Source organism: Rhodococcus wratislaviensis (genome assembly GCF_900455735.1).
Lineage (GTDB): Bacteria > Actinomycetota > Actinomycetes > Mycobacteriales > Mycobacteriaceae > Rhodococcus_F > Rhodococcus_F wratislaviensis.
Genome location: NZ_UAUI01000025.1, coordinates 169,780 through 196,534, shown reverse-complemented (window position 1 = coordinate 196,534; position 26,755 = coordinate 169,780). Strand labels below are relative to the sequence as shown.

21 protein-coding genes are annotated in these 26,755 nt (G+C 67.4%); 8 read left to right on the top strand and 13 right to left on the bottom strand.

Annotation, left to right across the window (positions count from 1 at the left end):
* Positions 1–74: 74 nt before the first annotated feature.
* Positions 75–1,277, bottom strand: a complete 1,203-nt coding sequence (locus tag DTA22_RS29680; protein ID WP_112301812.1) for an adenylate/guanylate cyclase domain-containing protein — start codon at positions 1,275–1,277, stop codon at positions 75–77.
* Between the two features lie 90 nt (positions 1,278–1,367).
* Here DTA22_RS29680 and DTA22_RS29675 point away from each other — a divergent pair, with 90 nt between their 5' ends.
* From DTA22_RS29675 to DTA22_RS29665, 3 genes are read left to right on the top strand one after another with little or no spacing between them, the layout of a single operon-like run.
* The gene (locus tag DTA22_RS29675) at positions 1,368–1,931 is read left to right on the top strand and encodes a TetR/AcrR family transcriptional regulator (protein ID WP_037233560.1); all 564 of its coding nucleotides are present in this window, start codon (positions 1,368–1,370) and stop codon (positions 1,929–1,931) included.
* A gap of 3 nt (positions 1,932–1,934) precedes the next feature.
* Entirely contained in the window at positions 1,935–2,363 is a 429-nt protein-coding gene (locus DTA22_RS29670; protein WP_037233558.1) for a PaaI family thioesterase, read from the top strand.
* Between the two features lie 31 nt (positions 2,364–2,394).
* Complete coding sequence (locus tag DTA22_RS29665) at positions 2,395–3,339, top strand: serine/threonine dehydratase (protein ID WP_037233557.1); 945 nt, start codon at positions 2,395–2,397, stop codon at positions 3,337–3,339.
* Between the two features lie 9 nt (positions 3,340–3,348).
* On the opposite strand, the gene DTA22_RS29660 is transcribed toward DTA22_RS29665, so the two are convergent.
* From DTA22_RS29660 to DTA22_RS29630, 7 genes are all read right to left on the bottom strand, one after another.
* Positions 3,349–4,326, bottom strand: a complete 978-nt coding sequence (locus DTA22_RS29660) for a pirin family protein (protein ID WP_112301811.1) — start codon at positions 4,324–4,326, stop codon at positions 3,349–3,351.
* Positions 4,327–4,345: 19 nt separating this feature from the next.
* The gene (locus tag DTA22_RS29655; protein ID WP_112301810.1) at positions 4,346–4,792 is read right to left on the bottom strand and encodes a MarR family winged helix-turn-helix transcriptional regulator; all 447 of its coding nucleotides are present in this window, start codon (positions 4,790–4,792) and stop codon (positions 4,346–4,348) included.
* A complete protein-coding gene (locus tag DTA22_RS29650; protein WP_112301809.1) occupies positions 4,776–5,873 on the bottom strand; it encodes an LLM class flavin-dependent oxidoreductase in 1,098 nt (365 codons plus the stop codon). The genes DTA22_RS29655 and DTA22_RS29650 overlap by 17 nt, the downstream gene beginning before the upstream one ends.
* Positions 5,874–6,013: 140 nt before the next feature.
* Positions 6,014–7,543: a DHA2 family efflux MFS transporter permease subunit gene (locus tag DTA22_RS29645; protein ID WP_037233551.1), complete on the bottom strand. Its 1,530-nt coding sequence runs from the start codon at positions 7,541–7,543 to the stop codon at positions 6,014–6,016.
* Positions 7,540–8,010, bottom strand: coding sequence for a MarR family winged helix-turn-helix transcriptional regulator (locus DTA22_RS29640; RefSeq protein WP_037233548.1), 471 nt, complete (start codon positions 8,008–8,010; stop codon positions 7,540–7,542). The genes DTA22_RS29645 and DTA22_RS29640 overlap by 4 nt, the downstream gene beginning before the upstream one ends.
* A 107-nt stretch (positions 8,011–8,117) precedes the next feature.
* A complete protein-coding gene (locus DTA22_RS29635; protein WP_112301808.1) occupies positions 8,118–9,083 on the bottom strand; it encodes an NADPH:quinone oxidoreductase family protein in 966 nt (321 codons plus the stop codon).
* 37 nt (positions 9,084–9,120) lie between these two features.
* Positions 9,121–10,782: an FAD-dependent oxidoreductase gene (locus tag DTA22_RS29630; RefSeq protein ID WP_112301807.1), complete on the bottom strand. Its 1,662-nt coding sequence runs from the start codon at positions 10,780–10,782 to the stop codon at positions 9,121–9,123.
* Positions 10,783–10,934: 152 nt separating this feature from the next.
* Here DTA22_RS29630 and DTA22_RS29625 point away from each other — a divergent pair, with 152 nt between their 5' ends.
* On the top strand, positions 10,935–11,714 hold the full coding sequence (locus DTA22_RS29625) for an acyl-[acyl-carrier-protein] thioesterase (protein ID WP_037233540.1): 780 nt from the start codon (positions 10,935–10,937) through the stop codon (positions 11,712–11,714).
* Here DTA22_RS29625 and DTA22_RS29620 read toward each other — a convergent pair whose 3' ends face one another.
* Positions 11,715–12,551, bottom strand: a complete 837-nt coding sequence (locus tag DTA22_RS29620; protein ID WP_112301806.1) for a helix-turn-helix transcriptional regulator — start codon at positions 12,549–12,551, stop codon at positions 11,715–11,717. It lies immediately after the preceding gene.
* Between the two features lie 134 nt (positions 12,552–12,685).
* Between DTA22_RS29620 and DTA22_RS29615 the strand changes: the two genes are divergently transcribed.
* Together DTA22_RS29615 and DTA22_RS29610 are read left to right on the top strand one after the other, a co-directional pair.
* A complete protein-coding gene (locus DTA22_RS29615; RefSeq protein WP_037233638.1) occupies positions 12,686–13,699 on the top strand; it encodes an aldo/keto reductase in 1,014 nt (337 codons plus the stop codon).
* A gap of 9 nt (positions 13,700–13,708) precedes the next feature.
* Positions 13,709–14,221 (top strand): SixA phosphatase family protein, encoded by a 513-nt coding sequence (locus DTA22_RS29610; protein ID WP_112301805.1) that lies wholly within the window; start codon positions 13,709–13,711, stop codon positions 14,219–14,221.
* A 5-nt stretch (positions 14,222–14,226) separates the two neighbouring features.
* Here the strand turns inward: DTA22_RS29610 and DTA22_RS29605 are convergent, their stop codons facing one another.
* Entirely contained in the window at positions 14,227–14,427 is a 201-nt protein-coding gene (locus DTA22_RS29605) for a hypothetical protein (RefSeq protein WP_005258232.1), read from the bottom strand.
* A 117-nt stretch (positions 14,428–14,544) separates the two neighbouring features.
* On the opposite strand from DTA22_RS29605, the gene DTA22_RS29600 reads away from it, so the two are divergent.
* Positions 14,545–15,105 carry a TetR/AcrR family transcriptional regulator gene (locus DTA22_RS29600; protein ID WP_112301804.1) on the top strand — a complete coding sequence of 187 codons (561 nt, stop codon included), beginning with the start codon at positions 14,545–14,547 and terminating at the stop codon, positions 15,103–15,105.
* Here the strand turns inward: DTA22_RS29600 and DTA22_RS29595 are convergent.
* From DTA22_RS29595 to rpoB, 3 genes are all read right to left on the bottom strand, one after another.
* The gene (locus DTA22_RS29595) at positions 15,102–16,334 is read right to left on the bottom strand and encodes a M23 family metallopeptidase (RefSeq protein ID WP_112301803.1); all 1,233 of its coding nucleotides are present in this window, start codon (positions 16,332–16,334) and stop codon (positions 15,102–15,104) included. The two genes, DTA22_RS29600 and DTA22_RS29595, sit on opposite strands and share 4 nt — an antisense overlap.
* A gap of 163 nt (positions 16,335–16,497) precedes the next feature.
* Entirely contained in the window at positions 16,498–20,454 is a 3,957-nt protein-coding gene (locus DTA22_RS29590) for a DNA-directed RNA polymerase subunit beta' (protein WP_005252128.1), read from the bottom strand.
* Between the two features lie 117 nt (positions 20,455–20,571).
* Positions 20,572–24,078, bottom strand: coding sequence for a DNA-directed RNA polymerase subunit beta (gene rpoB, locus DTA22_RS29585; RefSeq protein ID WP_037233631.1), 3,507 nt, complete (start codon positions 24,076–24,078; stop codon positions 20,572–20,574).
* A gap of 410 nt (positions 24,079–24,488) precedes the next feature.
* Here rpoB and DTA22_RS29580 point away from each other — a divergent pair, with 410 nt between their 5' ends.
* Positions 24,489–26,651 (top strand): MMPL family transporter, encoded by a 2,163-nt coding sequence (locus tag DTA22_RS29580; RefSeq protein WP_112301802.1) that lies wholly within the window; start codon positions 24,489–24,491, stop codon positions 26,649–26,651.
* Positions 26,652–26,755 lie beyond the last annotated feature (104 nt).

Here is a 26,755-nt window from a genome sequence, read left to right as displayed (position 1 = left end):
TCACTCGATGTGCTTCTGTGAGCTGTGCCATGACCGTATCGCGAGGGTACGACACGTTTTCGGAGCCGCGCCGGTCAGGCGACCGACCGGCGGCCGATCCCGAAGAGGTCCTGAGGGGCGTCGATTCCCTTGAGCCGGTGACTGCCCGCCGGCTCGCCCCAGAACGCGTCCGTGTCGAGTTCGTCGTAGAACTCGCCGGTCACGACCACCTCGTGAGACGGCGCGACCGCGACGACGCGACTGGCCATGTTGACGGGCCTGCCGAACCAGTCTCCCGCGCTCGGCACCGCCGTGCCCCAGGCGATCCCGGCCCGCAACGGCGGAAGCCCCTCGGCGCGCGCGGCCTGCACGAGGTCGAGCGCGGTGTAGGCCAGCGCGTTGGGATCGGGCGAGACGATCATGACGGCGTCCCCGATCGTCTTCACCAGACGCACCGGCGGCAGCGCCAGATCGGTGGCCAGCCCGTCGAGGCGCTCGGCCACCCGCCCCAGATCGGCGGGCGCCACCTGCTCACCGAGCAGCGTGAATCCGACGAGGTCGGCGAAACAGACGCCGATCTCCTGCGCCCCCCGAACCTGGAGGTTCGAGTCCCTGGCGATACCCACCGCATCGGAGCGCAGTTGGTGGCGCAGGGTGGTGGCGATGAGGTGAGCCAGGATCTGCGCCTCGAAATCCGCGATGCGCCGCACCTCCACCGCGTACCGCAGGGCCACCTCGGGGTGATCGCGTGTCGCCTCGAGTCGCTCCTGCAGCAGCGCGTCCGCGGCGTCGGCGACCGTCCAGAGGTTGCGGCCGAGGACCCGGGCGGCCGCGAAGATTCCGCTCTCGTCGAGCCCCAGGTCCCGGTATTGTTTGAGTCCGCGCGCGAGGTCGAGGTCGCCGTCGTCGTAGAACGTCCCGTCCTCCGACGCACCCCGGCCGATTGCCCGGAACCACCGCCGGGCGTCCTCCACGGTGACACCGGTCTTCCGAGAGATCTCGTCGATGCCGTACCGGCCCTTCGGCGACAGCGCGTGCTCGAGCAGCAGGTGCGCGAGTCGATTGTCACGGGAGGCGACGCGGAGCTCGTCGATCGACACCCCGTCCTCGATCAGGGTGTTCAGGACTCCCATGCGCGCGGAGCGATCCGCCCCGCTGAGTCCGTCGAGGAGGCCTGCGGCCTCGAACTCGTGGAGTTGCGTGGGTGGCGGACCGGGGCGTCGGAGCGGGCGAGGCGGCGGGGACACCAGACGTCCCGTTCGGGGCGTGATCCGTCGGGGCTGTCGCGGGATGCGCACGTCCTCATCGTCCCAGGAACGACGTCGCCCTTCGCCGTAATCCTGCGAACTCGCCTTCCCCCGCGACTGTGACCGAACTATATTCGGTGTGTGCCGATTCAAAGTCTGTTGCTGGACGCTGCGGAGGACCATTTCGCCCGCCGCGGCGTCCTCGCGACCCGGCTCGCCGACATCCGGCAGGAGGCCGGCGTCAGCGTCGGAGCCGTCTACCACCACTTCCCCAACAAGGAAGAGCTGTACCTCCAGGTCTGGCTGCGGGCGCTCGCCGACTACCAGGACGGATTCCGGGCCGCACTCGCGGAATGCGCCGACGCGCGGTCCGGGGTGGAAGGCGCCGTCGTCCGCCACCTGCAGTGGGTGTCCGGCAACCCGCAGCGGGCCACCATCCTCGCCGCGCCGCGGCCCCCGGGCGTCGACGAGCGGGCCGATTCCACCAATGCGGTGTTCTTCCGCGACGTCACCCAGTGGTGGCGGGTCCACGAACACTACGGAACGGTCCGCCGGTTCGACTTCGACGTGCTCTATGCGTTGTGGCTCGGTCCGGCTCAGGAGTACTCCCGCCAATGGCTGGCGGGCGCCATGACCACCGACCCCACCGCGGTGGCGCCCGAACTGGCGCGCGCCGCGTGGAACTCGCTACGGAACCAGGAGTAGAGGATGACGGTCGACGTCGCACTCACCGCCGACACCGCGCAGGCCGTGCTGGAGGCCCAGCCGTTCAGCGTGCTCGTCGGCGCACGCATGACGCAGTTCGGGGAGGGCGGCGCGACCCTCGAAATCCCCGTCCGCGACGAACTGCGGCAACAGAACGGCTTCGTGCACGGCGGTGTCCTGTCATACGCCGCCGACAACGCCCTGACATTCGCCGCGGGAACCGTGCTCGGCGCGAACATCATGACCGCGGGCTTCACGATCACCTACCTCCGCCCCGCCCAGGGCGTGCTGCTCCGGGCGGACGCCCGCGCCGACGCGTCGACGCGGCGGCAGGCGTTGTGCCGGTGCGACATCTACGCGGTGCAGGACGACGGCTCGGAGGTGCTGTGCGCCGCAGCCCAGGGTACGGCGACGGTCAAGGAGCCGCGGTAGTCGCGGCTGCACGGGATGGAACGATGGGACCATGGCTCACTCCGTCGATCACGCATCCGTGGACAGGGCGCGTGAGCGCATCACCGGCCTGATCCGCAGGACACCCACGTTCCGTGCCACCGTCCCCACCGTGCGCGGTGCCGTGCCGGTGATCTTCAAACTCGAGTTCCTGCAGTACGGCGGCTCGTTCAAGGTGCGGGGCAGCCTCAACGCATTGCTCCACGCCGAGGAGGAGGGGCGGCTCGACGACGCGGGCGTCGTCATCGCGTCCGGTGGGAACGCCGCCATCGGGGCGGCCTGGGCATCGCGGCTCAGGGGTGTGAAGTGCACGGTGGTCGTCCCCGTCACGGCACCCGACGTCAAGGTCGACACGCTGATCGCGCTCGGCGCGGACGTGCGCAAGGTGGGTGCTCGATACGCCGAGGCGGCCGAGTATGCCCAGGAACTCGCGGCGTCCTCGAACGCCCTCGCCCTGCACGCCTACGATCTCCCCGACATCGTCGCCGGGGCGGGGACCATCGCTCTCGAGGTCCAGGACGACGTCGCCGAGCCGTTGTCCTACGTGATCGCCGTGGGCGGCGGCGGATTGCTCTCCGGCGTCGTCGTCGGCAGCCGCGACGACGACAGCATCTACGGCGTGGAACCGAGCGGAGCGGCGACGCTGCACTCCGCGGTCGCCGCCCGGCAACCCGTGGACATCGACATCGACAGCATCGCCGGCGATTCCCTCGGCGCCACCAAGATCGGTTCCATCGCCTGGGACACCATCCGGTCGCGGCCCGTGTCCAGCCTGATCGTCGACGACGACGCCCTCATCGACGCGCGGACGCTGCTGTGGGAGGAGTTCCGGATCGTCGTCGAGCACGGCACCGCCGCGGCGCTCGCCGCGATCGTCACCGGACAGCTCGCACCCGACGACGACAAGCCGCTCTGCGTGGTGCTCTGCGGCGCGAACACGTCGCTCACCAGCTACTGATCCGCGGTCTCAGCCGCGGGGTTTCAGCCTGCTGTTCGGCAGTTCGGGTGCGGGCAGTGGATCGCCGTCGTAGCCCTCGACCGTGCCGAATCGGGGGTCGGCGGGCGCCGCGCCCCGGAGCTCGGACTGCCACTCACGGCGGTACCCGACGATGTCCTCGTGGCTGCGGCCGAGGAAGTTCCACCACATGATCACCTGCTCACCGAGCGGTGCGCCGCCGAGCAGCAGCAGCCGGGCCCGGGTTCCGCCCGTGTTGCGCAGCGCCACCAGCGACTCCCCGGGCGGCTGATAGCCGAGTTCCGCCCACCGCAGTGTGGTTCCGCGCAGGTGCACCTCGCCCTCGTCGACGAGCACCCCGACCTCGAAGCCGCGTTCGATGTCGAGGGTGACGTCCGCACCCGGCTCCAGGAGGATCTCGGCGCCGAGTAACGGCGTGAACGTGCGGACCGGCGAGGTGGAGCCCACCGTGTTCCCGAGGAACACCCGCACGGTCGCGCCGTCCAGTTCGACCGGGTCGGGTGCGTACGTCTCGAACGCCGGCTCCGCGTCCTGCGCCGACGCCGGCAACGCCACCCACAGCTGCGCCCCGTGCAGGATGCGTGTCTGCGGTGTCGAGACCTCCGAGTGCGCGATCCCCCGCCCGGCGGTCATCAGGTTGAGCTCACCGGGACGCACCATCGCGTGCGAACCGATGCTGTCGCGGTGCTCGATCTCGCCGGTGAACAGCCAGCTCACCGTCTGCAGTCCCGTGTGCGGATGCGGCGGCACGTTCATCCCGCCCGTCTTCCCGACATCGTCCGGACCGTAGTGGTCGGCGAAGCACCAGGCGCCGATCAGCGACCGGTCCCGCTGCGGGAGGGTGCGCCGGACCGGCATCGCGCGGGGACCGCCGAGCGGGACCTCGCGCGCGCCGAGCACCTGGATGCCCCCGCCGTCGGGGTGCGACTCGCACCGCTCTTCCACCGAATTCGTCTCCAGATTGCTCACTGCTCCATCGTGCCTTCCGTCAGTCCTGTGCGCCGCGCAGTTTCGCGCAGAGTTCGGTGAGCGTGTCGAGTTCGTCGTCGGACAGTGCCGGGCCGACGTGCCGCCGGATGCTCGCCGCGTGCCTGCGTCCGACCGACGTCTGCACACGAGCACCCTCGTCCGTCAGGGCGACGACGGTCCCCCGGCGGTCGCCGGGATCGCATTCCCGCGTGACGAATCCGGAGCCGGACAGCCGCTCGACCAGCCGGCTCAGCGACGGTTGGCTGAGCAGGATCTCCCGGTTGAGATCATGCAGGCGCAGTCTGTGTCCGGGTGCCCGGGCGAGAGTGAACAGCACGTCGTATTCGCGCATGCTCAGCTCGTCCCACACGTCGTCGGCGGCGAGGTTGCGCATCACCGCGACCTGGGCGCGGAAGAGAGCCTCCCACGCCTCGGCCGCTCGTTCGGTCCTACTGACGGGCGGCATCGACCGGCTCGCGATCGGCCTTCATCGACGCGTGCGTCGGCGGATTGTCCGGCACGCCCGCAGGTCGCCGGGCGGCGAGCTCCTTGCGCAGCACGGGCACGACCTCGCCGCCGAGCAGATCCAGCTGCTCGAGCACCGTCTTCAGGGGAAGCCCCGCATGGTCGACGAGGAACAACTGCCGCTGGTAGTCGCCGAAGAAGTCGGCGAACGTCAAGGTCTTCTCGATCACCTGCTCCGGTGTGCCGACGGTCAGCGGGGTCTGATCGGTGAAGTCCTCGAGACTCGGCCCGTGGCCGTAGACCGGGGCGTTGTCGAAATACGGCCGGAACTCGTCGACGGCGTCCTTGGCGTTCCTGCGCATGAACACCTGCCCGCCCAGTCCGACGATCGCCTGGTCCGCGCGGCCGTGACCGTAGTGCTCGTACCGCTCGCGGTAGAGGTTGATCAGGGCGATGTAGTGCTCCTTCGGCCAGAAGATGTTGTTGGCGAAGAAGCCGTCACCGTGGAACGCGGCGATCTCGGCGATCTCCGGGCTGCGGATCGATCCGTGCCACACGAACGGCGGGATGCCGTCGAGCGGACGCGGCGTCGAGGTGAACCCCTGCAGCGGGGTGCGGAACTGGCCCTGCCAGTCCACGACGTCCTCGTCCCACAGGCGGCGCAGCAGCCGGTAGTGCTCCAGCGCCAGCGGAATCCCCTGGCGGATGTCCTGACCGAACCACGGGTAGACGGGGGCCGTGTTCCCGCGACCCATCATGAGATCCACCCGGCCGTCCGCGAGATGCTGCAGCATCGCGTAGTCCTCGGCGATCTTCACCGGGTCGTTGGTGGTGATCAGCGTGGTGGACGTCGACAGGACGATCTTCTCGGTCTGCGCTGCGAGGTAGCCGAGCATGGTGGTCGGGGACGACGGCACGAACGGCGGGTTGTGGTGCTCGCCGGTGGCGAACACGTCGAGTCCGACGTCCTCCGCATGCTTGGCGATGGTCGTCATCGCCTTGATGCGCTCGTGCTCGGTGGGAGTGCGGCCGGTGGTGGGATCGGGGGTCACGTCGCCGACGGTGAAGATTCCGAACTGCATAGCTGTTCCTCTCGCGCCAGAACTCCATGCGTTTGCATGAACCTATTGCAACATTCAACCACTTCGACCTATTCCGGAAACAGCCGAGGGCGGCAAGCGCAGTGCGCTTGCCGCCCTCGGCGACGTTCGAACGAACCCGATCAGTGCATCATGACCGTCGGGGCATCTTCGGCCTCGAGACGCGGGTTGACCGACTTCTTCCGCGGCAGCATGAACGCCGGGATGAGCGTCAAAGCGATCAGCACGGTGGCGACCAGGAACGTGTTGCCGAACGCATCGGCGGCCTGGCTCAGGACCTGGTCCACCATCCCGGGAGGCTCCTGCGCGGCGACCTCGGGCACGTGCTGCATCGCGACGGTCTGGCTGTCGAGACCGCGATCGAGCAGCTGGTTGGTGAGGACCACCGACATGACGGCGGTACCGATCGAACCGGCGGTCTGCTGGACGATGTTCATCAGCGTGGAACCGCGCGCAACCTGCTCGTTGGACAGCGTGACGATCGCTGCGGTCATCAGCGGCATCATCGTGCAGCCCATGCCCATGCCCATCACGAACAGCGCACCCATCAGCAGCCAGGTCGGCGAGTCCGACGCCACCTGTGTGAAGACACCGAGACCGATCAGGATCAGCGGCAAACCCGTCAGCACGATCTTGCCGGGGCCGATCTTGTCGACGAGACGTCCGGCCACCGGCATGGTCAGCATCGCGCCGATACCCTGCGGAGCCATCAGCAGACCGGCCGCGAGCGTGGTGTGCCCGCCGACCTGGATGAAGTAGCTGGGGAACAGCAGACCGGCACCCATGAACGCGACGATGAACAGCGAGGTCGTGATGACCGCGACCGACAGCTGCCGGTTCTTGAACAGGTGCAGATCGATCAGCGGGTGATCCTTGCGGAGTGCGTGGAACACGAACGCGACGATCAGCGCCAGGCCGATCGCACCGGACACGAGCACACGAGCCGAAGCGACCGTGCCCACCTCCGGGATGGAGGACACACCGAACAGGAACAGTGCCAGACCCGGCGAGAGCAGCAGCATGCCGAGGAAGTCGAACGACTCCGAGGGCGACGCGTTGTCGGACGGCAGGATGATGAACGCAGCAGCCAGAGCGATGATGCCGATGGGCAGGTTGATCAGGAAGATCCAGTGCCAGCTCGCCGCCTCGATCAGCCAGCCGCCGAGGATCGGACCACCGATCGGGCCGAGCAGCATGGGGATTCCGAGAACCGCCATGACCCGGCCGACGCGGTCGGGGCCGGCCGCCTTCGTCATGATCGTCATACCCAGCGGCATCAACATGCCGCCGCCGAGGCCCTGCAGGACGCGGAAGCCGATGAGCGACGTGATGTCCCACGCGAAGCTACAGAGCACCGAGCCGAGGACGAACAGCACGAGCGCCGTCATGTAGAGACGCTTGGTGCCGAATCGGTCGGCCGCCCACCCGGTGACGGGGATGACGGTGGCCAGGGCGAGCGTGTACGCGGTCATCGTCCATGCGACGGTGGCGTACGTGGTGTCGAATTCCGTGGCGAACGTCGGCAACGCGACGCTGACGACGGTCACGTCGAGGATCGACATGATGGCACCGAGCACCACCACGGACGCGATCTTGAGGACCGTGCCGTCGAGCTTGTCGGGCGCCGCGTTCGCGGCGGTCGGCGATGTCATCCGAGTATCTCCTGGTTGAGTTCTCGCAGGGACTCCCCCGCGAGGATCGGTTGTAGTGCCTCGATCAGCCGAGTCCGCTCGATCTCCGGAACCCGCCATGCGAACCGTCGCAACTGATCACGCTTGCATTCGATGTGCTGGGTAGCGACCTTATGTCCGGCCTCCGACAAGGAGACCCGCTTGACCCGCCGATCGCGTTCGTCCTCCCGGCGAACGACCAGACCCAGTTTCACGAGTTGATCGACATTCCGGCCCGCCGCGGCCACCGAGAGCCGCAACCGTTCGGCCACCTCGTTGATCGGAAGTGGCTCACCGTGCTGAACCAGCGCGAAGAGCATCCGCACCTGCGAAAACGTGAGGTCCAGCTCGATGAGGTTGTCCATCGACTCCGACTCCCCCGCACTCAACACCTGGGTGAAGAAATCGTTGAGTAGTTCGAAGAGAAGATCAGGAGATTTGTCGGGCACCCTCGAATGCTAGCGCTCATGCAACTATTGCCCAAGGGCAACTATGGCGCAACCGAATAAATGGTGTCAGGTATCACATTCCCCGGCGGCACGCTCGACCTGCGGGTTCAGTCCTGGACGAGCACTGCTTTGCCCAGCACGAGGCCGGCCTCGAGATCGCGCAGCGCATCCGCAGCCTGCTCGAGCGGATACCGGGACGTGACCACGGGACGCAATCCGCGCTCCACGTGCCGGACCAACGCGGCATGCACCTCTTCCAGCGCATTCGGTTCGTTCCGGATGAACTCACCCCACGCCGCACCCACGATGCTGATGTTGCGGAACAGCACCCGGTTCACCTTGACCTCGGGGATCGCCCCTCCCGCGAAACCGATCACGACGAGCCGGCCTTCCGGGGCCAGTACCCGGACGGCCTCGTCGAATGCGTCGCCGCCGACCGGGTCGACCACGATCTGCGCGCCCCGGCCGCCGGTCAGTTCACGGACCCGGGCGCCCCAGCCGTCTTCGAGGCGGACGACCTCGTCGGCCCCCAGTTCGCGCAGGAAGTCGTCGGCCCCGTCCCGGCGCACCACCGCGATCACGCGGGCGCCGTGGGCCTTCGCCAGCTGGATGGTGGACGTCCCCACCCCACCCGCCGCGCCGAGGACGACGACGGTTTCGCCTGCCCGCAGCCGAGCCCGGCGCTCCAGCGCGAATTCCATCGTCTGGTAATTGACGATCAGCGACGCCGCTTCGTCGAAATCCAGGATCGACGGAATGGGCAGCACCTGCGCCGGCAGCACTGCGACCCGTTCGGCGTAACCGCCGACCTGCGACGCCGCGAGCACCCGGTGACCGGGCTCGAATCCGCTGTCGGCCGGTGCCGACACCACCACACCCGCGACTTCGGCGCCGGGAACGAAAGGCAGCTCGGGGCCGAGCTGATATTTGCCGTAGCTGATCAGCAGGTCGGGGAAGCACACGCCGCTGGCCTTGACGTCGATCAGGACCAGCCCCTCGGCCGCCGGTTCGGGTATGTCCTGCAGCGTCATGCCGCCCGGCCCCGACAGCTCCGTCACCACCACTGCGCGCATGCTCGAAACACTAGACGCGCAGGGGTGGCGGGAGGCGTCAACGAGCGAAGAGCCGCTTCCGCCTACGGGCGACGGACACCAGCTCGACCTTGTCGGTCATCTTCACGCGGGGCCGGCCGGACCCCTCGGCGCGGCCGGTCTCCGCCTTGTCGATCGCCCGCCACCCGGGGAAGCCGATCTGTTCCGGCTGGCGCCGCTCGATCAGCTTCTTCACGTCCTTGCGGGTGCCGACCGTGCCGAGGAGTTCTCCTGCCTCGAAATCCGCGAGCAGCGACGACACCGTCTCCTTGGCGCACGCCTTGTTGGTGCCGATGACACCGCTGGGACCGCGCTTGATCCATCCGGTCACGTACACCCGGTCGGTGACCCGGCCGTGCTCGTTGGGGATCACGCCGCGCTTCTCGTCGAACGCGACACCGCCGACGGGGTTGCCGCGGTATCCGATGGATCGCAGGACGAGCGAGGTGTCCAGCGAGCCTTCCTCGCCCCGGGCCCGGGCGGACAACGTGCCGGACTCGTCGACCACCAGTTCGTTGCGTCCGTAGCGCAGGGCCTCGGCCTTGCCGGATCCGGTGACCTCGAGCGGCGACGTCAGGTAGCGGAACACGATGCGCTTGTGACCGGGCCGTGGGGCACGCTGCGCGAACTCCCGCGCCAGCCGGACCTTCATCGCGGTGGCGGGTTCGTCGAGCAGCGCCTCGCTGGCCGGGTCGAGGTCGAGGTCGGCGTCGTCGATGACGACGTCCACGTTCTCGAGGTCGCCGAGCGCCAGGAACTCGGGGTTGCTGTAGGCGGCCTGCGCGGGCCCGCGGCGGCCGAGGAGCACGACCTCCTCGATGTTGCTGCGCCGCAGCGCGGCGAGGGCATGATCGGCGATGTCCGTCCGTTCCAGCTCCTCGACGTTCATCGTGAGGATGCGGGCCACGTCGAGCGCGACGTTGCCGTTGCCGACGATCACCGCGCGCTTCGCGGACAGGTCGAACGTGCGCTCCGCGTAGTCCGGGTGGCCGTTGTACCAGGCCACGAACTCGGTGGCGGCGTGTACGCCGGGAAGATCCTCGCCCGCGATTCCCAGACGCCGGTCGCTCGACGCCCCGACGGCGTAGATCACGGCGTGGTGGTTCTCCAGCAGCTCGTCGTGGGTGACGTGTTTGCCGACCTCGACGTTGAGGTGGAACTCGAAGTTCGGCCGGTCGAGGCTCCACTCGAACATCCGGGTCACCTCCTTGGTGCCCGGGTGGTCGGGCGCGACACCGGCGCGGACGAGTCCCCACGGCGTCGGGAGCTTCTCGAACATCTCGACCTCGACGTCCGAACGTTCGAGCAGTTCACCGGCGGCGTAGCAGGCCGCGGGCCCGGCGCCGACGACGGCGACCCGGAGCTTCCCGAGGTCGCGGCGCGGCGGAGTCGCGGGCGTGAGAGGGATCCACCCGGTCGGCATGGGGTTGGTCGTGTAGTACTCGGCGTTGATGTCCTTGTAGCGGGCGAGCGAGCCGACGAGCTTGTCTTCCGGGAAGATCGCGTCGACCGGACAGGCATCGACGCAGGCCCCGCAGTCGATGCAGGTTGCCGGGTCGATGTGCAGCATCTCGGTCTGCGCGAATTCCCGCTCCTCCGGTGTCGGATGGATGCAGTTCACGGGGCATGCGGAGACGCAGCTCGCGTCGTTGCAGCACGCCTGGGTGATGACATATGCCATTGCGGTTTCCTCACACCTGTCCGGACCATCGAACTCGTTTGTGTTACACGTAGTAACAGTTATATGAACTGTACTGAGAATCGCGTCCGCAAACAAGCACCGGTGCCGGATGGAAGAATCAGGGCTCCGTCCACAAGCGAAGGAACCGCATCTTGGCACTCGACCGACCCCTCGCCGCTCGACCCTCACGTGGCCGCGTCTTCGAGACGTCCTGGCCGGTCCGCACCGGCGACATCGATGCGGCCAAGCGTCTGCGCCTCGACGGGATCGCGCGTTATCTGCAGGACGCGGGTCTGGACAACCTCGACGCGGTCGACGCCGCCGACAGCCACCCGCTGTGGATCGTCCGGCGCACCGTCATCGACGTCGTCCGGCCCGCGGTGTGGCCCGAGCGGGTGCACCTCCGGCGCTGGTGCTCGGCGCTGTCGACCCGCTGGACGAACATGCGGGTCCAGATCGAGGGTGAGGCGGGCGCCCTCATCGAGACCGAAGGTTTCTGGATCCACATCAGCGGCGAAACGGGAATGCCCACCCGCATCGACGACGGGTTCATCGAACGCCTCGGGGAGTCGGCGGAGGAACACCGGCTCAAGTGGAAGCGGTGGCTCGTCGAGAATGCTCCGGCCGCCGACGAGGACGGCATCGTGGATACCGAGTTCGTCCTGCGCCGCACCGACATCGACCCATTCGACCACGTCAACAACGCCGTCTACTGGCAAGCCGTCGAAGAACTGATCGCCGACCACGAGCATCCGGGCGGCGGCCGCCTCGTCGACAACCCCCATCGCGCCGTGCTCGAGTACCTCTCGCCCATCGTGTCGACCGACGAGATCGTCCTGCGTTCGCGGCGGGACGAGACGTCGCTGACCGTATGGTTCCTGGTCGACGACGCCCTGCGCGCCGTGGCCCGGGTCGGGCCCCTCGCCACCTGATCAGACCATTTGCTGGGTGCCGATCACCCGCAACAGGTCGAGCCTGGCCCGCGCGTCGGAGCCCGGCTGCGGCATGTACACGAGCAGATGCTGGTAGGCGCTCGGGGTCAGCAGCGTCTCGCAGACGAGGTCGATGCGTCCGACCTCGGCGTGGAGGACGGTCTTGGTGTCGGACCGCCGGACGGCCACATCGTGTCGGTCCCAGAGCGCCGCGAACTCCGCGCTGCTCTCGTAGAGGCGGTCCACCAGTTCCGTCACGTCGGCGTCACCGGCCCGCCGGGCGGCCGTCGCCCGCAGATCCGCGACGTGGTTTCCGGCGAGCCGCTCGTGATCGTCCTCGGGAAACATCCCGCGCTCGCCGGTGTGCGCGAACCACCGCCACGGCACGTACCGGTCGAGACCTGAATACCGGGACGCGTCGCCGAACAGGATCACGTGCATGCGGTTCTGGACCAGAACTTCCCCGAGATCCGAGATGACGCAGCCCGGGGTGTCGTCGAGCTTGTCGAGCAGGTGCAGCAGTCCCGGTCCGACGTGCTTGTTTCCCGCGGCCCGCATCGGCGGCACCTGTCCCGACAGCAGGTAGAGGTGGTCGCGCTGATCGTCGGTCAGCCGCAGCGCCCGCGCGATCGACGCCAGGACCTGCGTCGACGGATGCGGGCCGCGTGCCTGCTCGAGTCGCGTGTAGTAATCCGTCGACATACCCGCGAGCATCGCCACCTCGTCGCGCCGGAGCCCCGGCGTCCGCCGACGCAGTCCCGGTGGCAATCCGACGTCGGCCGGAACGAGCTGTTCCCTGCGACGGCGGAGGAAATCGGCCAACTCGGAGCGGTTCATGCATCAACTGTGCCGGACCCACCGGGGCGCTGCCAGGGATCGCCGGTCCCCCGATGAACGGTCTCTGGTTGCCGCTCCCGGCGACGGCGACGCTGGTGTCAGTCCGGAACAGACACCGACCATCGGAGCAGAACATGATCAGCACCACCGCACTCGGAACCACCGGTCCCACCGTCAGCCGGCTCGGCCTCGGCGCCATGGGGATGTCCGGGATGTACGGCAGGACGGACGACGTGGAGTCCGTCGCCACCATCCACGCGGCGCTCGACGCCGGGATCGACCTCGTCGACACCGGGGACTTCTACGGATCGGGCCACAACGAGTCCCTGATCGGCAAGGCCCTCGCCGGCCGCCGACGCGAGGACGTGACCCTCAGCGTCAAGTTCGGCGGTCTGCGCGGGCCCGGCGGCACGTGGGCCGGAGTCGACACGCGACCCGAGTCGATCCGCAACTTCCTCGCATACTCGCTGCAGCGTCTCGGCGTCGACTACATCGACGTCTACCGCCCCGCCCGTCTCGACCCCGCCGTGCCGATCGAGGACACCGTGGGAACGATCGGTGAACTCGTCGAGGCCGGCTACGTGCGCCACATCGGCCTGTCCGAGGTGGGTCCCGAGACCCTTCGCCGAGCGGCGGCGGTGCACCCGATCGTGGATCTGCAGATCGAGTACTCGCTCATCTCCCGGGGGATCGAAACCGAGATCCTGCCGCTCTGCCGGGAACTCGGGATCGGCGTGACCGCCTACGGCGTGCTCTCCCGAGGCCTGCTCAGCGACTCGCTGCGCACCGACCAGACTCTCGCGGCCGACGACTTCCGCGCGCACAGCCCCCGGTTCCAGGGCGAGAACCTCCGGCAGAACCTCACCCTCGTCGACTCGCTCGCCGCCGTGGCCGCGCAGCACGGGGTGAGCGTCGCGCAGCTGGCGATCGCGTGGGTTCTCGCCCAGGGCGACGACATCGTGCCCGTCGTCGGAGCGCGTACCGTCGCCCGGCTCGCGGAGACGCTCGGCGCACTCGACGTCCACCTCGGTGCCGGTGACCTCGCGGCCATCGCCGCAGCGGTTCCCGACACCGCAGTCGCCGGGGAACGCTACGCGCCCGCGCAGATGGCCCAGCTCGACAGTGAACGTGCCGGCGTGGGGAGCTAGCGTCTAGCCATGGCCTCGCACAGCTCGTCGCGGAATCGCACCCTGATCCTGATGCGCCACGGCAAGTCGGCGTACCCGGAGGGGGTCGCGGATCACGAGCGGCCGTTGGCGCCGCGCGGACGCAAGCAGGCAGGACTGGCCGGTGAGTGGCTGCGGTCGACTCAGCCGCCGATCGACGCCGTGCTGTGTTCGACCGCTCGCCGCACCCGGGAAACGCTGGAGGCGACCCGGGTCGGCGCTCCCGCCCGGTTCGCCGAGGAGTTGTACGGCGCGTACCCGTCCGAGGTGCTCATGGAGATCGTGCGGGTCGAACCGTCGGTACGCACGCTGCTCGTGGTCGGGCATGTTCCCGGCATGCCGTCGACGGCACTGGATCTGGCGGGCAACCCCGATACCGGGGATGCCAACCTGATGCGGGAGAAGTTCCCGACGTCTGCGCTCGCCGTCCTCACGGTGCCGTGCGAATGGGACGAACTGACGTCGAGCGCGGCGTCACTCGCCGCGTTTCACGTTCCGCGGTAGCGGCGTCAGAACAGCTTCCGGCCGACGACGGCGACGACACCCAGAATCAGGACCAGCACGAGGGCCGACCAGAATCCGAACAGCCACCACACCACCCCGAAGACGACCAGCGCCGGTGCCACGGTGATGAGTGCGATCGTGGGGCTTTCCCGCAGCACTTCGAGTGCCGACTCGGTCTTGACGCGGTCGATCTTCTTCTCGGACATCTCGTCTCCGTTCAGCGAACCACGCATATCGGACAAGTGTGGTCGAGGATAGTCTTCACGGGACGAGAACCGGCTCGAGCGAGGGCACGCGAGCGGCGAGGAGATGGGGAAAGCGCAGTGACCACCCGACAGGAGAAGGCCGCTCAGACACGCCAGGACCTGCTCGACGCAGCCAGAGTGGTCTTCGAACGCAAGGGTTACCTGAACGCCACCATCACCGACATCACCACCGAGGCCGGCAAGGCCGCGGGTTCGTTCTACAACCATTTCGACGGCAAGGAAGCGTTGCTCCTCGCGCTCGCGGACGACATCGGCGACGACGCGGACGCACTCATCACCACGTCCCCCGGCGATCTGCGGGACCTCGGCCCTCATCTCGCCGTGTTCTGGCAACTTCAGGCGCGGCATCGCACCGTGATGGCCGCGCTCCGCGACGCAGCCCTCGTCGATCCCGACTTCGCGCAGCGGATGCACGACTTCGGGATCGAGCAGATGAAGCCGTGGGCCGAACTCCTCAGGGCCCTCGCCGCGGACGGGGCGCACCTCCCCGGCGGCCCCGAGGTCAGTGCCCGGCTGATCGCCGCGGTGGCGACGGCCTTCGTGGGCCTGTGGGACGGCGGCGACGACGAGGGCATCGCCGCGCTCACCCGGTTCGTCGAGCGCGGGCTCCTCGGCTAGCTGCCCGGGAACGTCACGACGTCGAGGTACAGCGGCATCTCGTCGCTGCGCGATCCGGTCTGCGTCCCCGCCTCGTCGACCACCGGGGCGCCGGCGGTCGCGGCGGCCTCGAGGCTCTCCCCCGTCACCCGTCCGTCGAGGTCGAAGTTCTCGAATTCGAACGGAATGCCGTTCGCCGCCAGAAAGTCCGGCCCGTCCATCAGATGGAAGTGCAGATGCGGCGCGTCGGTGTTTCCGCTGTTGCCCAGCAGCCCGATCTGGTCTCCCGCCCGCAGGTCCTGGCCGACACTGATGTCGTCGACGCTGCCGGGCTGCAGGTGCGCGTAGAACGCGTACCGCCCGTTCCCGATGTCCTGGACGACGTGGTTTCCGCCGTACTGGTCGAGGGGCAGTCCCTGCGGAGTGGCACCCGGAACCTGTTCGGACAGATCGCCAACGACGGCGATCACCTTGCCGTCCGACACCGCGCGGACCGGTGCGCCGTAGTACTCGTAGCTGGACAGCTGGGTCTGGTCACCGACGTAGATGCGTCCCTGTTCGTCGAGCTGGACGAAATCGATCGCGAAGCGCTCGGCGGCGAGCATCCGGCCGTTGATCGGCAGGACGGCCGCGCGGTGGGACGTGACCGTGCAGCAGCCGGTGCCGTCGAGCCAGCGTGGACCGTCGAGGGGCGCGCGGATACGGACGGCGTCGCGGGTGTCGACTTCGGTGTCCGCCACGTTCTCGGCGAGCTGCGACGGCACGAGTGACGTCGCCTGCGGGAAGTCGACGTTCACGACGTGGCCGAGACTGCCGGGCACGTCGTCGGGACTGTTCAGCGTCGCGTCGATCCACACCAGCCCCTGCTGTCCGGGGGCGAGGACGGTGCCGGTCTTCGGGCCTCCGCCGAGGGCCTGGAACCACGGCGTCAGCGCGTCGCCGCTCAGGTCCACCAGCGTGCGGCCGTCACCCTTCACCTGCAGCGACGTAATCGTCGCCGGCTGCGACCCGGTGTTCGTCAGCCGCAGTTCGTAGGCCAGGTGCACGCGACCGTCGCTGCCCGTCACCGGGATCGGTGGGGCCACCACATCCGCGACCACCGGAGTGAGCACCGCGGGACCGGCGGACGCGGCAGGCGCCGACGACGACGTCGCCTCGCCCTGCTGGTCGTCCGACGCCGTGCAGGAGGTCGCGGCCCCCACGACGACGGCGATCAGGAGTGCGATGGCGAACCTCGACCGGGCCATCATCCGACGCTAGCAACGGTGAACATCCGGCGACAAGGCATGGCGGGCGACAAGGCATGGAAACAGATGAAGGCCCCACCCCCGAAGAGAGAGGGGTGGGGCCTTCGTCCTTGGTGAGTGCTCGGCGAGTCCGAGGACTCGTCAACCGCTCACGGGCGCGGAGCGCCTACCGGTAATCGTTGCTGAAACCGTAATCGTCCAGCGGCACCGCGGCACCGGTGTTCTGGCCGAAGCCGTCCGGGCTGTAGTACTGGTCGTCGTAGGACGGAACCGCGTACGCAGCAGCGCGGGCCTCTTCGGTCGGCTGCACCTGAATGTTGCGGTAACGGTTGATACCGGTACCGGCAGGGATCAGCTTTCCGATGATCACGTTTTCCTTCAGACCGATCAGCTTGTCCGAGCGGCAGTTGATCGCCGCATCGGTCAAGACGCGAGTGGTCTCCTGGAACGACGCCGCGGACAGCCACGAGTCGGTCGCCAGCGATGCCTTGGTGATACCCATCAGCACCGGACGTCCGGCTGCCGGCTCGCCACCCTCGGCGACGACACGGCGGTTGGCCGCTTCGAAGTCCGCACGCTCGGTCAGCGAACCGGGCAGGAACTCCGTGGCGCCCGAATCGATGATCGTCACGCGACGCAGCATCTGGCGCACGATGACCTCGATGTGCTTGTCGTGGATCGACACACCCTGGCTCCGGTACACCTCCTGGACCTCGTTGACGAGGTGGATCTGCACCTGACGGGGGCCCATGACACGCAGCACCTCGTGCGGATCGGCAGCACCTTCCATGAGCTGCTGACCGACCTCGACGTGGTCACCGTCGGCCAGAAGGCGTTCGGTGCCGTCGTCGTGCTTGAAGACACGCAGACGCTGACGCTTCGAGAGCTTGTCGTAGACAACCTCTTCGCCACCGTCGTCCGGGACGATGGTGATCTTGTAGAAGCGGTCGCCGTCCTCGAGCTGCACGCGGCCACTGACGTCGGCGATCGGGGCCTTGCCCTTGGGGACGCGGGCCTCGAACAGCTCCTGAACACGCGGCAGACCACCGGTGATGTCGTCTCCGGCGACACCACCCTGGTGGAACGTACGCATGGTCAGCTGGGTACCGGGCTCACCGATGGACTGCGCGGCGACGATACCGACGGCCTCACCGATGTCGACGAGCTTGCCGGTGGCCATGGAGCGGCCGTAGCAGGTGGCGCAGACGCCGGTGCCGGTGGTGCAGGTGAGCACCGAACGGACCTTGACCTGCGTGATGCCTGCCTCGAGCAGCGCGTCGATAGCCGGGTCACCCAGGTCGTGTCCACGCTCGACGATGACGTTGCCGTTCTCGTCGACCGCGTCGGCGGCCAGGGTGCGGGCGTACGTGCTCGTCTCCACGTGAGCGTCGCGGATCAGCGTGCCGTCGGCCTGCTTCTCGGCGATCGTGGTAACGATGCCGCGCTCGGTTCCACAGTCGACCTCGCGGACGATGACGTCCTGCGAGACGTCCACCAGACGACGGGTCAGGTAACCCGAGTCGGCGGTGCGGAGCGCGGTATCGGCCAGACCCTTACGGGCACCGTGCGTGTTGATGAAGTACTCGAGAACGGTCAGGCCTTCCTTGAAGGAAGACTTGATCGGACGCGGGATGAACTCACCCTTCGGGTTGGTCACCAGACCCTTCATACCGGCGAGCGAACGAACCTGAGTCATGTTGCCGGCGGCGCCGGACTTCACGATCATCGGGATCGGGTTGTCGTCGGGGAAGTGGGCCTCCATGGCCTTACCGACCTCGTCGGTGGCCTCGGACCAGATCTTGACCAGGGCGCTGTTGCGCTCGGTCTTGTTCAGGGCACCACGCTGGTACTTCTTCTCGATCTGATCGGCCTGAGCCTCGAAGGACTCCATGATCTGAGCCTTCTCCGGCGGCACGAGGACGTCGGAGATCGAGACCGTGACACCCGAACGCGTGGCCCAGTAGAAACCGGCGTCCTTCAGCTTGTCGACGGTCTGCGCGACCACGATCATGGGGTAACGCTCCGCGAGATCGTTGATGATCGTCGCCTGACGCTTCTTCGGCATCTGCTCGTTGACGAACGGGTAGTCCGCGGGCAGCAGCTCGTTGAAGAGCACGCGACCCAGCGTCGTCTCCGCGGTCCAGCCGTCACCGTAGTTCCAGCCCTCGGGGAACAGCTCCGACTCGATGTCGCGAGGCGGGCGCTGCTGCGTGAGCCGCACCTTGATCTTCGCCTGCACGACGAGCGCGCCACGATCGACGGCCATCTGAGCCTCGGCAGGCGAGGAATACACGCCCTGCTCCGCCTCGTCACTGGTCGACGCTGCGAGCTCGCCGATCGCACCCTCGTCCAACCGGGTCAGGTGGTACAGACCGGTGACCATGTCCAGACGGGGCATGGCGAGCGGTCGACCCGACGCGGGCGACAGGATGTTGTTCGACGACAGCATCAGGATGCGAGCCTCGGCCTGCGCCTCCGCGGACAGCGGAAGGTGCACGGCCATCTGGTCACCGTCGAAGTCGGCGTTGAAGGCCTCACACACCAGCGGGTGGAGCTGAATGGCCTTACCCTCGACCAGCTGCGGCTCGAATGCCTGGATGCCCAGGCGGTGCAGCGTCGGTGCACGGTTCAGCAGCACGGGGTGCTCGGCGATGACCTCTTCGAGGACGTCCCACACCTGTGCGCGCTGACGTTCCACCATCCGCTTGGCGGACTTGATGTTCTGCGCGTGGTTCAGGTCGACCAGGCGCTTCATCACGAACGGCTTGAACAGCTCGAGAGCCATCAGCTTCGGCAGACCGCACTGGTGCAGCTTGAGCTGCGGGCCGACGACGATGACGGAACGACCCGAGTAGTCGACGCGCTTACCGAGCAGGTTCTGACGGAAACGACCCTGCTTGCCCTTGAGCAGGTCGCTCAGGGACTTCAGCGGACGGTTACCGGGACCCGTGACGGGACGGCCACGACGGCCGTTGTCGAACAGCGCGTCCACGGACTCCTGCAGCATCCGCTTCTCGTTGTTGACGATGATCTCGGGGGCACCGAGGTCGATCAGTCGCTTGAGGCGGTTGTTGCGGTTGATCACGCGGCGGTACAGGTCGTTCAGGTCGGAGGTGGCGAAGCGGCCACCGTCGAGCTGAACCATCGGACGCAGCTCCGGTGGGATCACCGGGACGGCGTTCAGAACCATGCCCATGGGCGAGTTCTGGTTGACCTGGAAGGCTGCGACGACCTTGAGACGCTTCAGTGCGCGGAGCTTCTTCTGCCCCTTGCCGCTGCGGATGGTCTCGCGGAGGTTCTCGGCCTCGGCGTCGATGTCGAAGCTCTCCATGAGCTTCTGGATCGACTCGGCACCCATGGCGCCCGTGAAGTACTCGCCGTAGCGGTCGACGAGTTCGCGGTACAGCAGTTCGTCGACGATGAGCTGCTTGACGCTGAGCTTGGTGAACGTGGTCCAGATCTCGTCGAGACGGTCCAGCTCACGCTGCGCGCGGTCGCGGAGCTGACGCATCTCGCGCTCGCCGCCGTCCTTGACCTTGCGGCGGACGTCGGACTTGGCGCCCTCCGCCTCCAGCTCGGCGATGTCGGCTTCGAGCTTCTGAGCGCGTGCCTCGAGGTCGGCGTCGCGCTGATCCGCGACGGACTTCTTCTCGACCTGCATCTCGGCTTCGAGAGTGGACAGCTCGTTGTGACGCAGTTCCTCGTCGACACCGACGATGACGTACGCGGCGAAGTAGATGATCTTTTCGAGATCCTTCGGCGCCAGGTCGAGCAGGTAGCCGAGACGGCTGGGCACGCCCTTGAAGTACCAGATGTGCGTGACCGGGGCAGCCAGTTCGATGTGTCCCATGCGCTCACGCCGAACCTTGGCGCGGGTCACCTCGACACCGCAGCGCTCACAGATGATGCCCTTGAAGCGGACACGCTTGTACTTGCCGCAGTAGCACTCCCAGTCCCGGGTGGGGCCGAAGATCTTCTCGCAGAAGAGGCCGTCCTTCTCGGGCTTGAGCGTGCGGTAGTTGATGGTCTCCGGCTTCTTGACCTCGCCGTAGGACCAATTGCGGATGTCCTCTGCACTGGCGAGGCCAATGCGGAGTTCATCGAAGAAGTTGACGTCGAGCACGTAACTTCCTTTCCCCAGAGGGATTGTGGATCAGCGGTGGCCGCCGATACCTGACTGCCAATTCAAATGTGAACTACGCCCCCGGACCCTGATTTCTCAGGACCCGGGGACCGAAACCTAGTTCGCGAGGTCGTCGACCGTCGCCGCTTCGTTCCGGGACAAGTTGATGCCCAGGTTCGCTGCGGCCCGCTCCAGGTCCTCGTCGTCACCGTCGGCCATCGCGATGGCCGCGCCGTCCGAGGACAGCACCTCCACGTTGAGGCAGAGCGACTGGAGCTCCTTCAGGAGCACCTTGAACGACTCGGGGATGCCCGGCTCGGGGATGTTCTCGCCCTTGACGATGGCCTCGTACACCTTGACTCGACCCACCACGTCGTCCGACTTGATGGTGAGCAGCTCCTGCAGCGTGTATGCCGCGCCGTAGGCCTGCATCGCCCAGCACTCCATCTCACCGAAGCGCTGGCCACCGAACTGGGCCTTACCGCCGAGCGGCTGCTGGGTGATCATCGAGTACGGACCGGTCGAACGAGCGTGGATCTTGTCGTCGACCAGGTGGTGCAGCTTGATGATGTACATGTAGCCGACCGACACCGGGTACGGGAACGGCTCGCCGGAACGGCCGTCGAACAACGTGGCCTTTCCGTCGGACGCGACCATGACCTCGCCGTCGCGGTTCGGCAGCGTCGAACCGAGGAGACCGGTGAGCTCGTCTTCCTTGGCGCCGTCGAACACCGGGGTGGCGATGTTGGAGTCGGCAGGTGCGGACAGCATCTCCTCCGGCAGCTGCTCCGCCCAATCGGGACGGGAGCCGTCGCCGGCGATCTGAACGTTCCAGCCGGTCTTGCCGATCCACCCGAGGTGGGTCTCCAAGATCTGACCGATGTTCATACGACGCGGAACACCGTGGGTGTTCAGAATGATGTCGACCGGAGTGCCGTCGGGCAGGAACGGCATGTCCTCCTGAGGGAGGATCTTGCCGATGACGCCCTTGTTGCCGTGGCGGCCGGCGAGCTTGTCGCCGTCCTGGATCTTGCGCTTCTGTGCCACGTAGACGCGGACCAGCTCGTTGACACCGGGGGGCAGATCGTCGTCGTCGTCGCGCGAGAACACGCGGATGCCGATGACCTTGCCGGTCTCACCGTGGGGGACCTTCAGCGACGTGTCGCGAACCTCGCGAGCCTTCTCACCGAAGATGGCGCGCAGCAGGCGCTCCTCGGGGGTCAGCTCGGTCTCGCCCTTCGGCGTGACCTTTCCGACCAGCACGTCGCCGTCACGAACCTCGGCACCGATACGGATGATGCCGCGCTCGTCGAGGTCGGCGAGGACCTCGTCGGAGACGTTCGGGATGTCGCGAGTGATCTCCTCGGCACCGAGCTTGGTGTCGCGGGCATCGATCTCGTGCTCCTCGATGTGAATCGAGGTCAGGACGTCCTCTTCCACGAGGCGCTGCGACAGGATGATCGCGTCCTCGTAGTTGTGGCCTTCCCACGGCATGATCGCGACGAGCAGGTTCTTGCCGAGCGCCATCTCACCGTTCTCGGTGCAGGGGCCGTCGGCGAGGACCTGTCCGGTCTCGACACGCTGTCCCTCGTCCACGATGGGACGCTGGTTGGCGCAGGTGCCCTGGTTCGAACGCGCGAACTTGCGCATCCGGTACGTCTTGCGGCTTCCGTCGTCGGCCATGACCGTGACGTAGTCGGCGGAGACCTCTTCGACGACACCGGTCTTCTCGGTGACGATGACGTCGCCCGCGTCGACGGCGGCACGCAGTTCCATGCCGGTACCGACCAGCGGAGCCTCGCTGCGAACGAGGGGCACCGCCTGACGCTGCATGTTCGCGCCCATCAGGGCACGGTTGGCGTCGTCGTGCTCGAGGAACGGAATCATCGCGGTCGCGACGGACACCATCTGTCGCGGCGAGACGTCCATGTAGTCGATCTCGGCGGACGAGACGAACTCGACCTCGCCACCCTTACGACGGACCAGAATGCGATCGTCCGTGAAGTGACCGTTGGCGTCGAGGGCCGAGTTGGCCTGTGCGACGACGTGGCGGTCCTCTTCGTCCGCGGTCAGGTAGTCGACCTGGTCGGTGACCTGGCCGTTCTCGACCTTGCGGTACGGCGTCTCGATGAAGCCGAACGGGTTGACCCGTGCGTACACCGACAGCGAACCGATCAGACCGATGTTCGGACCCTCAGGGGTCTCGATCGGGCACATGCGGCCGTAGTGCGACGGGTGAACGTCTCGCACCTCCAGGCCGGCGCGCTCACGGGACAGACCACCCGGGCCGAGGGCGGACAGACGACGCTTGTGCGTCAGCCCCGAGAGCGGGTTGTTCTGGTCCATGAACTGCGACAGCTGGGAGGTTCCGAAGAACTCCTTGATCGCAGCCACGACGGGCCGGATGTTGATCAGCGTCTGCGGCGTGATCGCCTCGACGTCCTGGGTCGTCATGCGCTCACGAACCACGCGCTCCATGCGGGACAGGCCCACGCGGATCTGGTTCTGGATGAGCTCACCGACCGTGCGCAGACGACGGTTACCGAAGTGGTCGATGTCGTCGACCTCGACGGGCACCGCACTGCCGCCGGGGGCGGTCATCTCGGTGTCACCGGCGTGCAGGCGCACCAGGTACTCGATGGTGGCGACGATGTCTTCCTCGGTGAGGGTCGACGCGACGATCGGCTGTCCGAGGTTCAGGCCCAGCTTCTTGTTGATCTTGTAGCGACCCACGCGAGCCAGGTCGTAGCGCTTGTCCTTGAAGAACAGGTTCTCCAGGAGCGTCTGCGCACTCTCCTTGGTCGGCGGCTCGCCCGGACGCAGCTTGCGGTAGATGTCGAGCAGCGCCTCGTCGGTGCCTGCGGTGTTGTCCTTCTCGAGCGTCGCCATGAGGATCTCCGAGAAGCCGAAGCGCTCGGTGATCTGCTCGGTGGTCCAGCCGAGGGCCTTCAGCAGCACGGTGACGGGCTGGCGGCGCTTGCGGTCGATGCGGACGCCGACCGTGTCGCGCTTGTCCACGTCGAACTCGAGCCATGCACCACGGCCCGGGATGACCTTGACGCTGTGCAGGTCCTTCTCGGTGCCCTTGTCGACGGAGTGGTCGAAGTAGACGCCGGGGGAACGCACCAGCTGCGAGACCACGACACGCTCGGTGCCGTTGATGATGAACGTGCCCTTGTCGGTCATCATCGGGAAGTCGCCCATGAAGACCGTCTGGCTCTTGATCTCACCGGTGTTGTTGTTGATGAACTCCGCGGTGACGAACAACGGCGCCGCGTAGGTCATGTCTTTGTCTTTGCACTCGTCCGTCGAGGCCTTCACCTCGTCGAAGCGCGGGTCCGAGAAGGACAGAGACATCGAGCCCGAGAAATCCTCGATCGGGGAAAGCTCCGCGAGAATGTCCTCGAGACCGCCGGAGATTGCGCTGTCGCCACGAGCGGCGGCGCGTTCGCGCCAGCTCTGCGCACCGATCAACCACTCGAACGAATCGGTTTGTACATCAAGAAGCCCGGGAACTTCGAGGGGTTCGCGAATCTTTGCGAACGAAACCCTCTTCGGGGCTCCGGGGATTCCGGAAACTGCCTTGGTCTGGCTAGAGACTGCCAAGATGCGTCCTTCCAGCACCTCACGCGGGCCGCTCTTGCTGTTGCGACCGCCGCTGTATCTGCTTCGAATTTCGCTGGTCACAACCCGAACGAAACTCGTCACAGTTGCTGAAGAGTGAATCACTTCGCAGCGGTGCGGACGAGGGGTGGACAGGAGGCAGCCAGCGCAACGTCCAAAAGTACACCCAAACTCAGTAGATGTCGAGTCGGGCACCCGAAACAGCACCCAGCCGGGCGCTTGGCCACGCGTCACTGCGCATGTTCACGCATCAGAGTGACGCGTGATCATCGCGGCGTCAAGAGTTAGGGGGCGTGTCGCGTCGTTTCGCGAGGCCCGGGGCTGTTCCCGCCGCCCCTTCCCAGCCGCCGACGGGCGGTGAACAATATGCGCACGCGATCGGAAGTCGATTTCTCGAGGGAAGCAGAGCCGTGACGCGCTGGAGTTCGTTCGTCGTCGCCCGTCCGAAGCTGGTTCTCGCCGCCACGGTGCTGCTGGTGCTGCTCGGCGGGGCGTGGGGATCGGGCGTGTTCGACCGGCTGAGCCTCGGCGGGTACACCGATCCGGGCAGCGAGTCCGCGGGTGTCGAGCGCCTGATCGAGGGGACGTTCGGACGGCAGACCCCCGACCTGGCGGTCACCTACCACGCACGTCCGGGTGCGACCATCGACGATCTCGGTCCCGAGGTGACCGCCCACCTCGCGCAGATCGACCCCGGAATGCTCGCCAACACCCCCCTGTCGTACTGGTCGGCGCCGCCGCAGGCGAAGGAGTTCCTGCGGTCCACCGACGGCACCGAGGGACTGGTGGTGCTGTCGCTGAGCGGCGACGAGAACACTCGCATCGCGGCGTACCACGATCTCGAACCCCTGCTGGTCATCGACGGCACGGACGCGGAGTTCAGCGGTTTCAGCGCGGCAGCCAACGCCTTCAACGAGGCGTCCGAGAGTGATCTGCTGCGAGCGGAGGCGGTGTCGTTCCCGCTTCTGCTGCTCCTTCTGCTCGTCATCTTCGGCGGTCTCGTCGGCGCGGCCGTCCCGCTGTGCGTCGGCGGTCTCGCGATCCTCGGCGCCCTCGGCGCCCTGCGCGTGATCTCGTACTTCACCGAGGTCAGCGCATTCTCGGTGAACATCGCGAGCCTCGTCGGGCTCGGCATGTCCATCGACTACGGATTGTTCGTCGTGACCCGGTTCCGTGAGGAGCTGCGGTCCGGCTCCCGCACCGACGACGCCGTCCGCCGTACGCTCGCCACGGCCGGCCGCACCGTGGGGTTCTCCGCCCTCCTCCTCGTGTGCGGCTTCGTGGGCATGCTCGTGTTTCCCCAGGCCATCGTCCGGTCGTTCGCCTACGGCGGGATGGCAGCCATCGGGATCGCCGCCGTGCTGTCGCTGTCGGCGCTGCCCGCGGCACTCGCGCTGCTCGGGCCGCGCATCAACTCGCTGACGTGGCGACCGGGTGTGGTCGAACGCGGCGAAGACCGGGCGCACCGGTTCTGGGGCGGCGTCGCCGCCCGCGTCATGCGGCGGCCCGTCCCGATCGCGATGGCCATCGTCGCGGGGTTGCTCGTGCTCGCCGCACCCCTCACCGGCGCGTCACTGGGTGACCTGGACCACACTGGGCTGCCTGCGGCTCACCCGCTCCGGCTCGCCGTCGAGGATCTCGCCACCGACTTTCCGCTCGCCAACAACGGGGCGACGCTGGTCCTGCAGGGCAGCGACGGCAGGGCACCGCCGCCGGCCGCCACTGCGGAGCTCTTCCGGTCGACGGCCGCGGTCGACGGCGTCCAGCGGGTGGTCCCGATCGGCGCCACCGACACGTTCGTCGCCATCCGGGCCGTCTTCGACGACGCCGACCGCACCACGGGGGCCATGGCGACGGCCGCCGCACTGCGCGACCTCCCGCCCCCGGAAGGCACCGAGAAGATGCTGGGCGGGTTGAACGCCCTGACCGCCGACGGACTCGACGCGATGGCCGCGGGACTGCCTTGGATGATCGGGATCATGGTGGGCGTCACCTTCGTGCTGATGTTGCTGGCGTTCCGGTCCGTGGTGCTACCCCTGAAGGCGATCGCGATGGCCACCCTGAGCCTCGCCGCCTCGTTCGGCGTGCTCACGTGGATCTTCGAGGACGGTCACGGTGCTGATCTCCTCGGTGTGACGCCGGGGCCGCTGCCCGCGACGATGGTCGTCCTCATCATCGCGGTGGTGTTCGGGCTCTCCACCGACTACGAGATCTTCCTGATGTCACGAATGGTCGAGGCCCACGACAAGGGCGCGTCGACCGAGGAGGCCGTCCGGATCGGTACGGCACATACGGGGCGCATCGTGACGGCGGCCGCGGCGCTGCTGATCGTGGTCACCGGCGCGTTCACGCTGTCGGAACTGACGATGATGCGTTTCATCGGGCTCGGCATGATCGTCGCGCTGCTCATCGACGCCACCGTCATCCGCATGATGCTGGTGCCCGCCCTGGTGAAGCTGATGGGTGAGGCCAATTGGTGGGCGCCGGGATTCCTGGCGCGGAAGTCACCGGCTCCCGGTTCCCCCGAGGATCCGAAACCGACACCGCAGCAACAGATTCCCATCCAATCGTGACGAAGACCGGATGGGAATCGGTTCACGTTGCCGGGGAGGGTAATTCAGCGCTCACCCGTCCAGGTATCACGGATCCCGTTCCTGCCCAATTCTTTCCGGGCAGG

Coding starts and splice junctions, on each gene's coding strand:
- DTA22_RS29605 (WP_005258232.1), bottom strand. CDS start 14,427: ATGTCCGAGAAGAAGATCGACCGCGTCAAGACCGAGTCGGCACTCGAA.
- DTA22_RS29655 (WP_112301810.1), bottom strand. CDS start 4,792: ATGCCGCCCGTCAGTAGGACCGAACGAGCGGCCGAGGCGTGGGAGGCT.
- DTA22_RS29645 (WP_037233551.1), bottom strand. CDS start 7,543: ATGACATCGCCGACCGCCGCGAACGCGGCGCCCGACAAGCTCGACGGC.
- DTA22_RS29670 (WP_037233558.1), top strand. CDS start 1,935: ATGACGGTCGACGTCGCACTCACCGCCGACACCGCGCAGGCCGTGCTG.
- DTA22_RS29615 (WP_037233638.1), top strand. CDS start 12,686: ATGATCAGCACCACCGCACTCGGAACCACCGGTCCCACCGTCAGCCGG.
- DTA22_RS29595 (WP_112301803.1), bottom strand. CDS start 16,334: ATGATGGCCCGGTCGAGGTTCGCCATCGCACTCCTGATCGCCGTCGTC.
- DTA22_RS29630 (WP_112301807.1), bottom strand. CDS start 10,782: ATGGCATATGTCATCACCCAGGCGTGCTGCAACGACGCGAGCTGCGTC.
- DTA22_RS29610 (WP_112301805.1), top strand. CDS start 13,709: ATGGCCTCGCACAGCTCGTCGCGGAATCGCACCCTGATCCTGATGCGC.
- DTA22_RS29665 (WP_037233557.1), top strand. CDS start 2,395: ATGGCTCACTCCGTCGATCACGCATCCGTGGACAGGGCGCGTGAGCGC.
- DTA22_RS29620 (WP_112301806.1), bottom strand. CDS start 12,551: ATGAACCGCTCCGAGTTGGCCGATTTCCTCCGCCGTCGCAGGGAACAG.
- DTA22_RS29650 (WP_112301809.1), bottom strand. CDS start 5,873: ATGCAGTTCGGAATCTTCACCGTCGGCGACGTGACCCCCGATCCCACC.
- DTA22_RS29635 (WP_112301808.1), bottom strand. CDS start 9,083: ATGCGCGCAGTGGTGGTGACGGAGCTGTCGGGGCCGGGCGGCATGACG.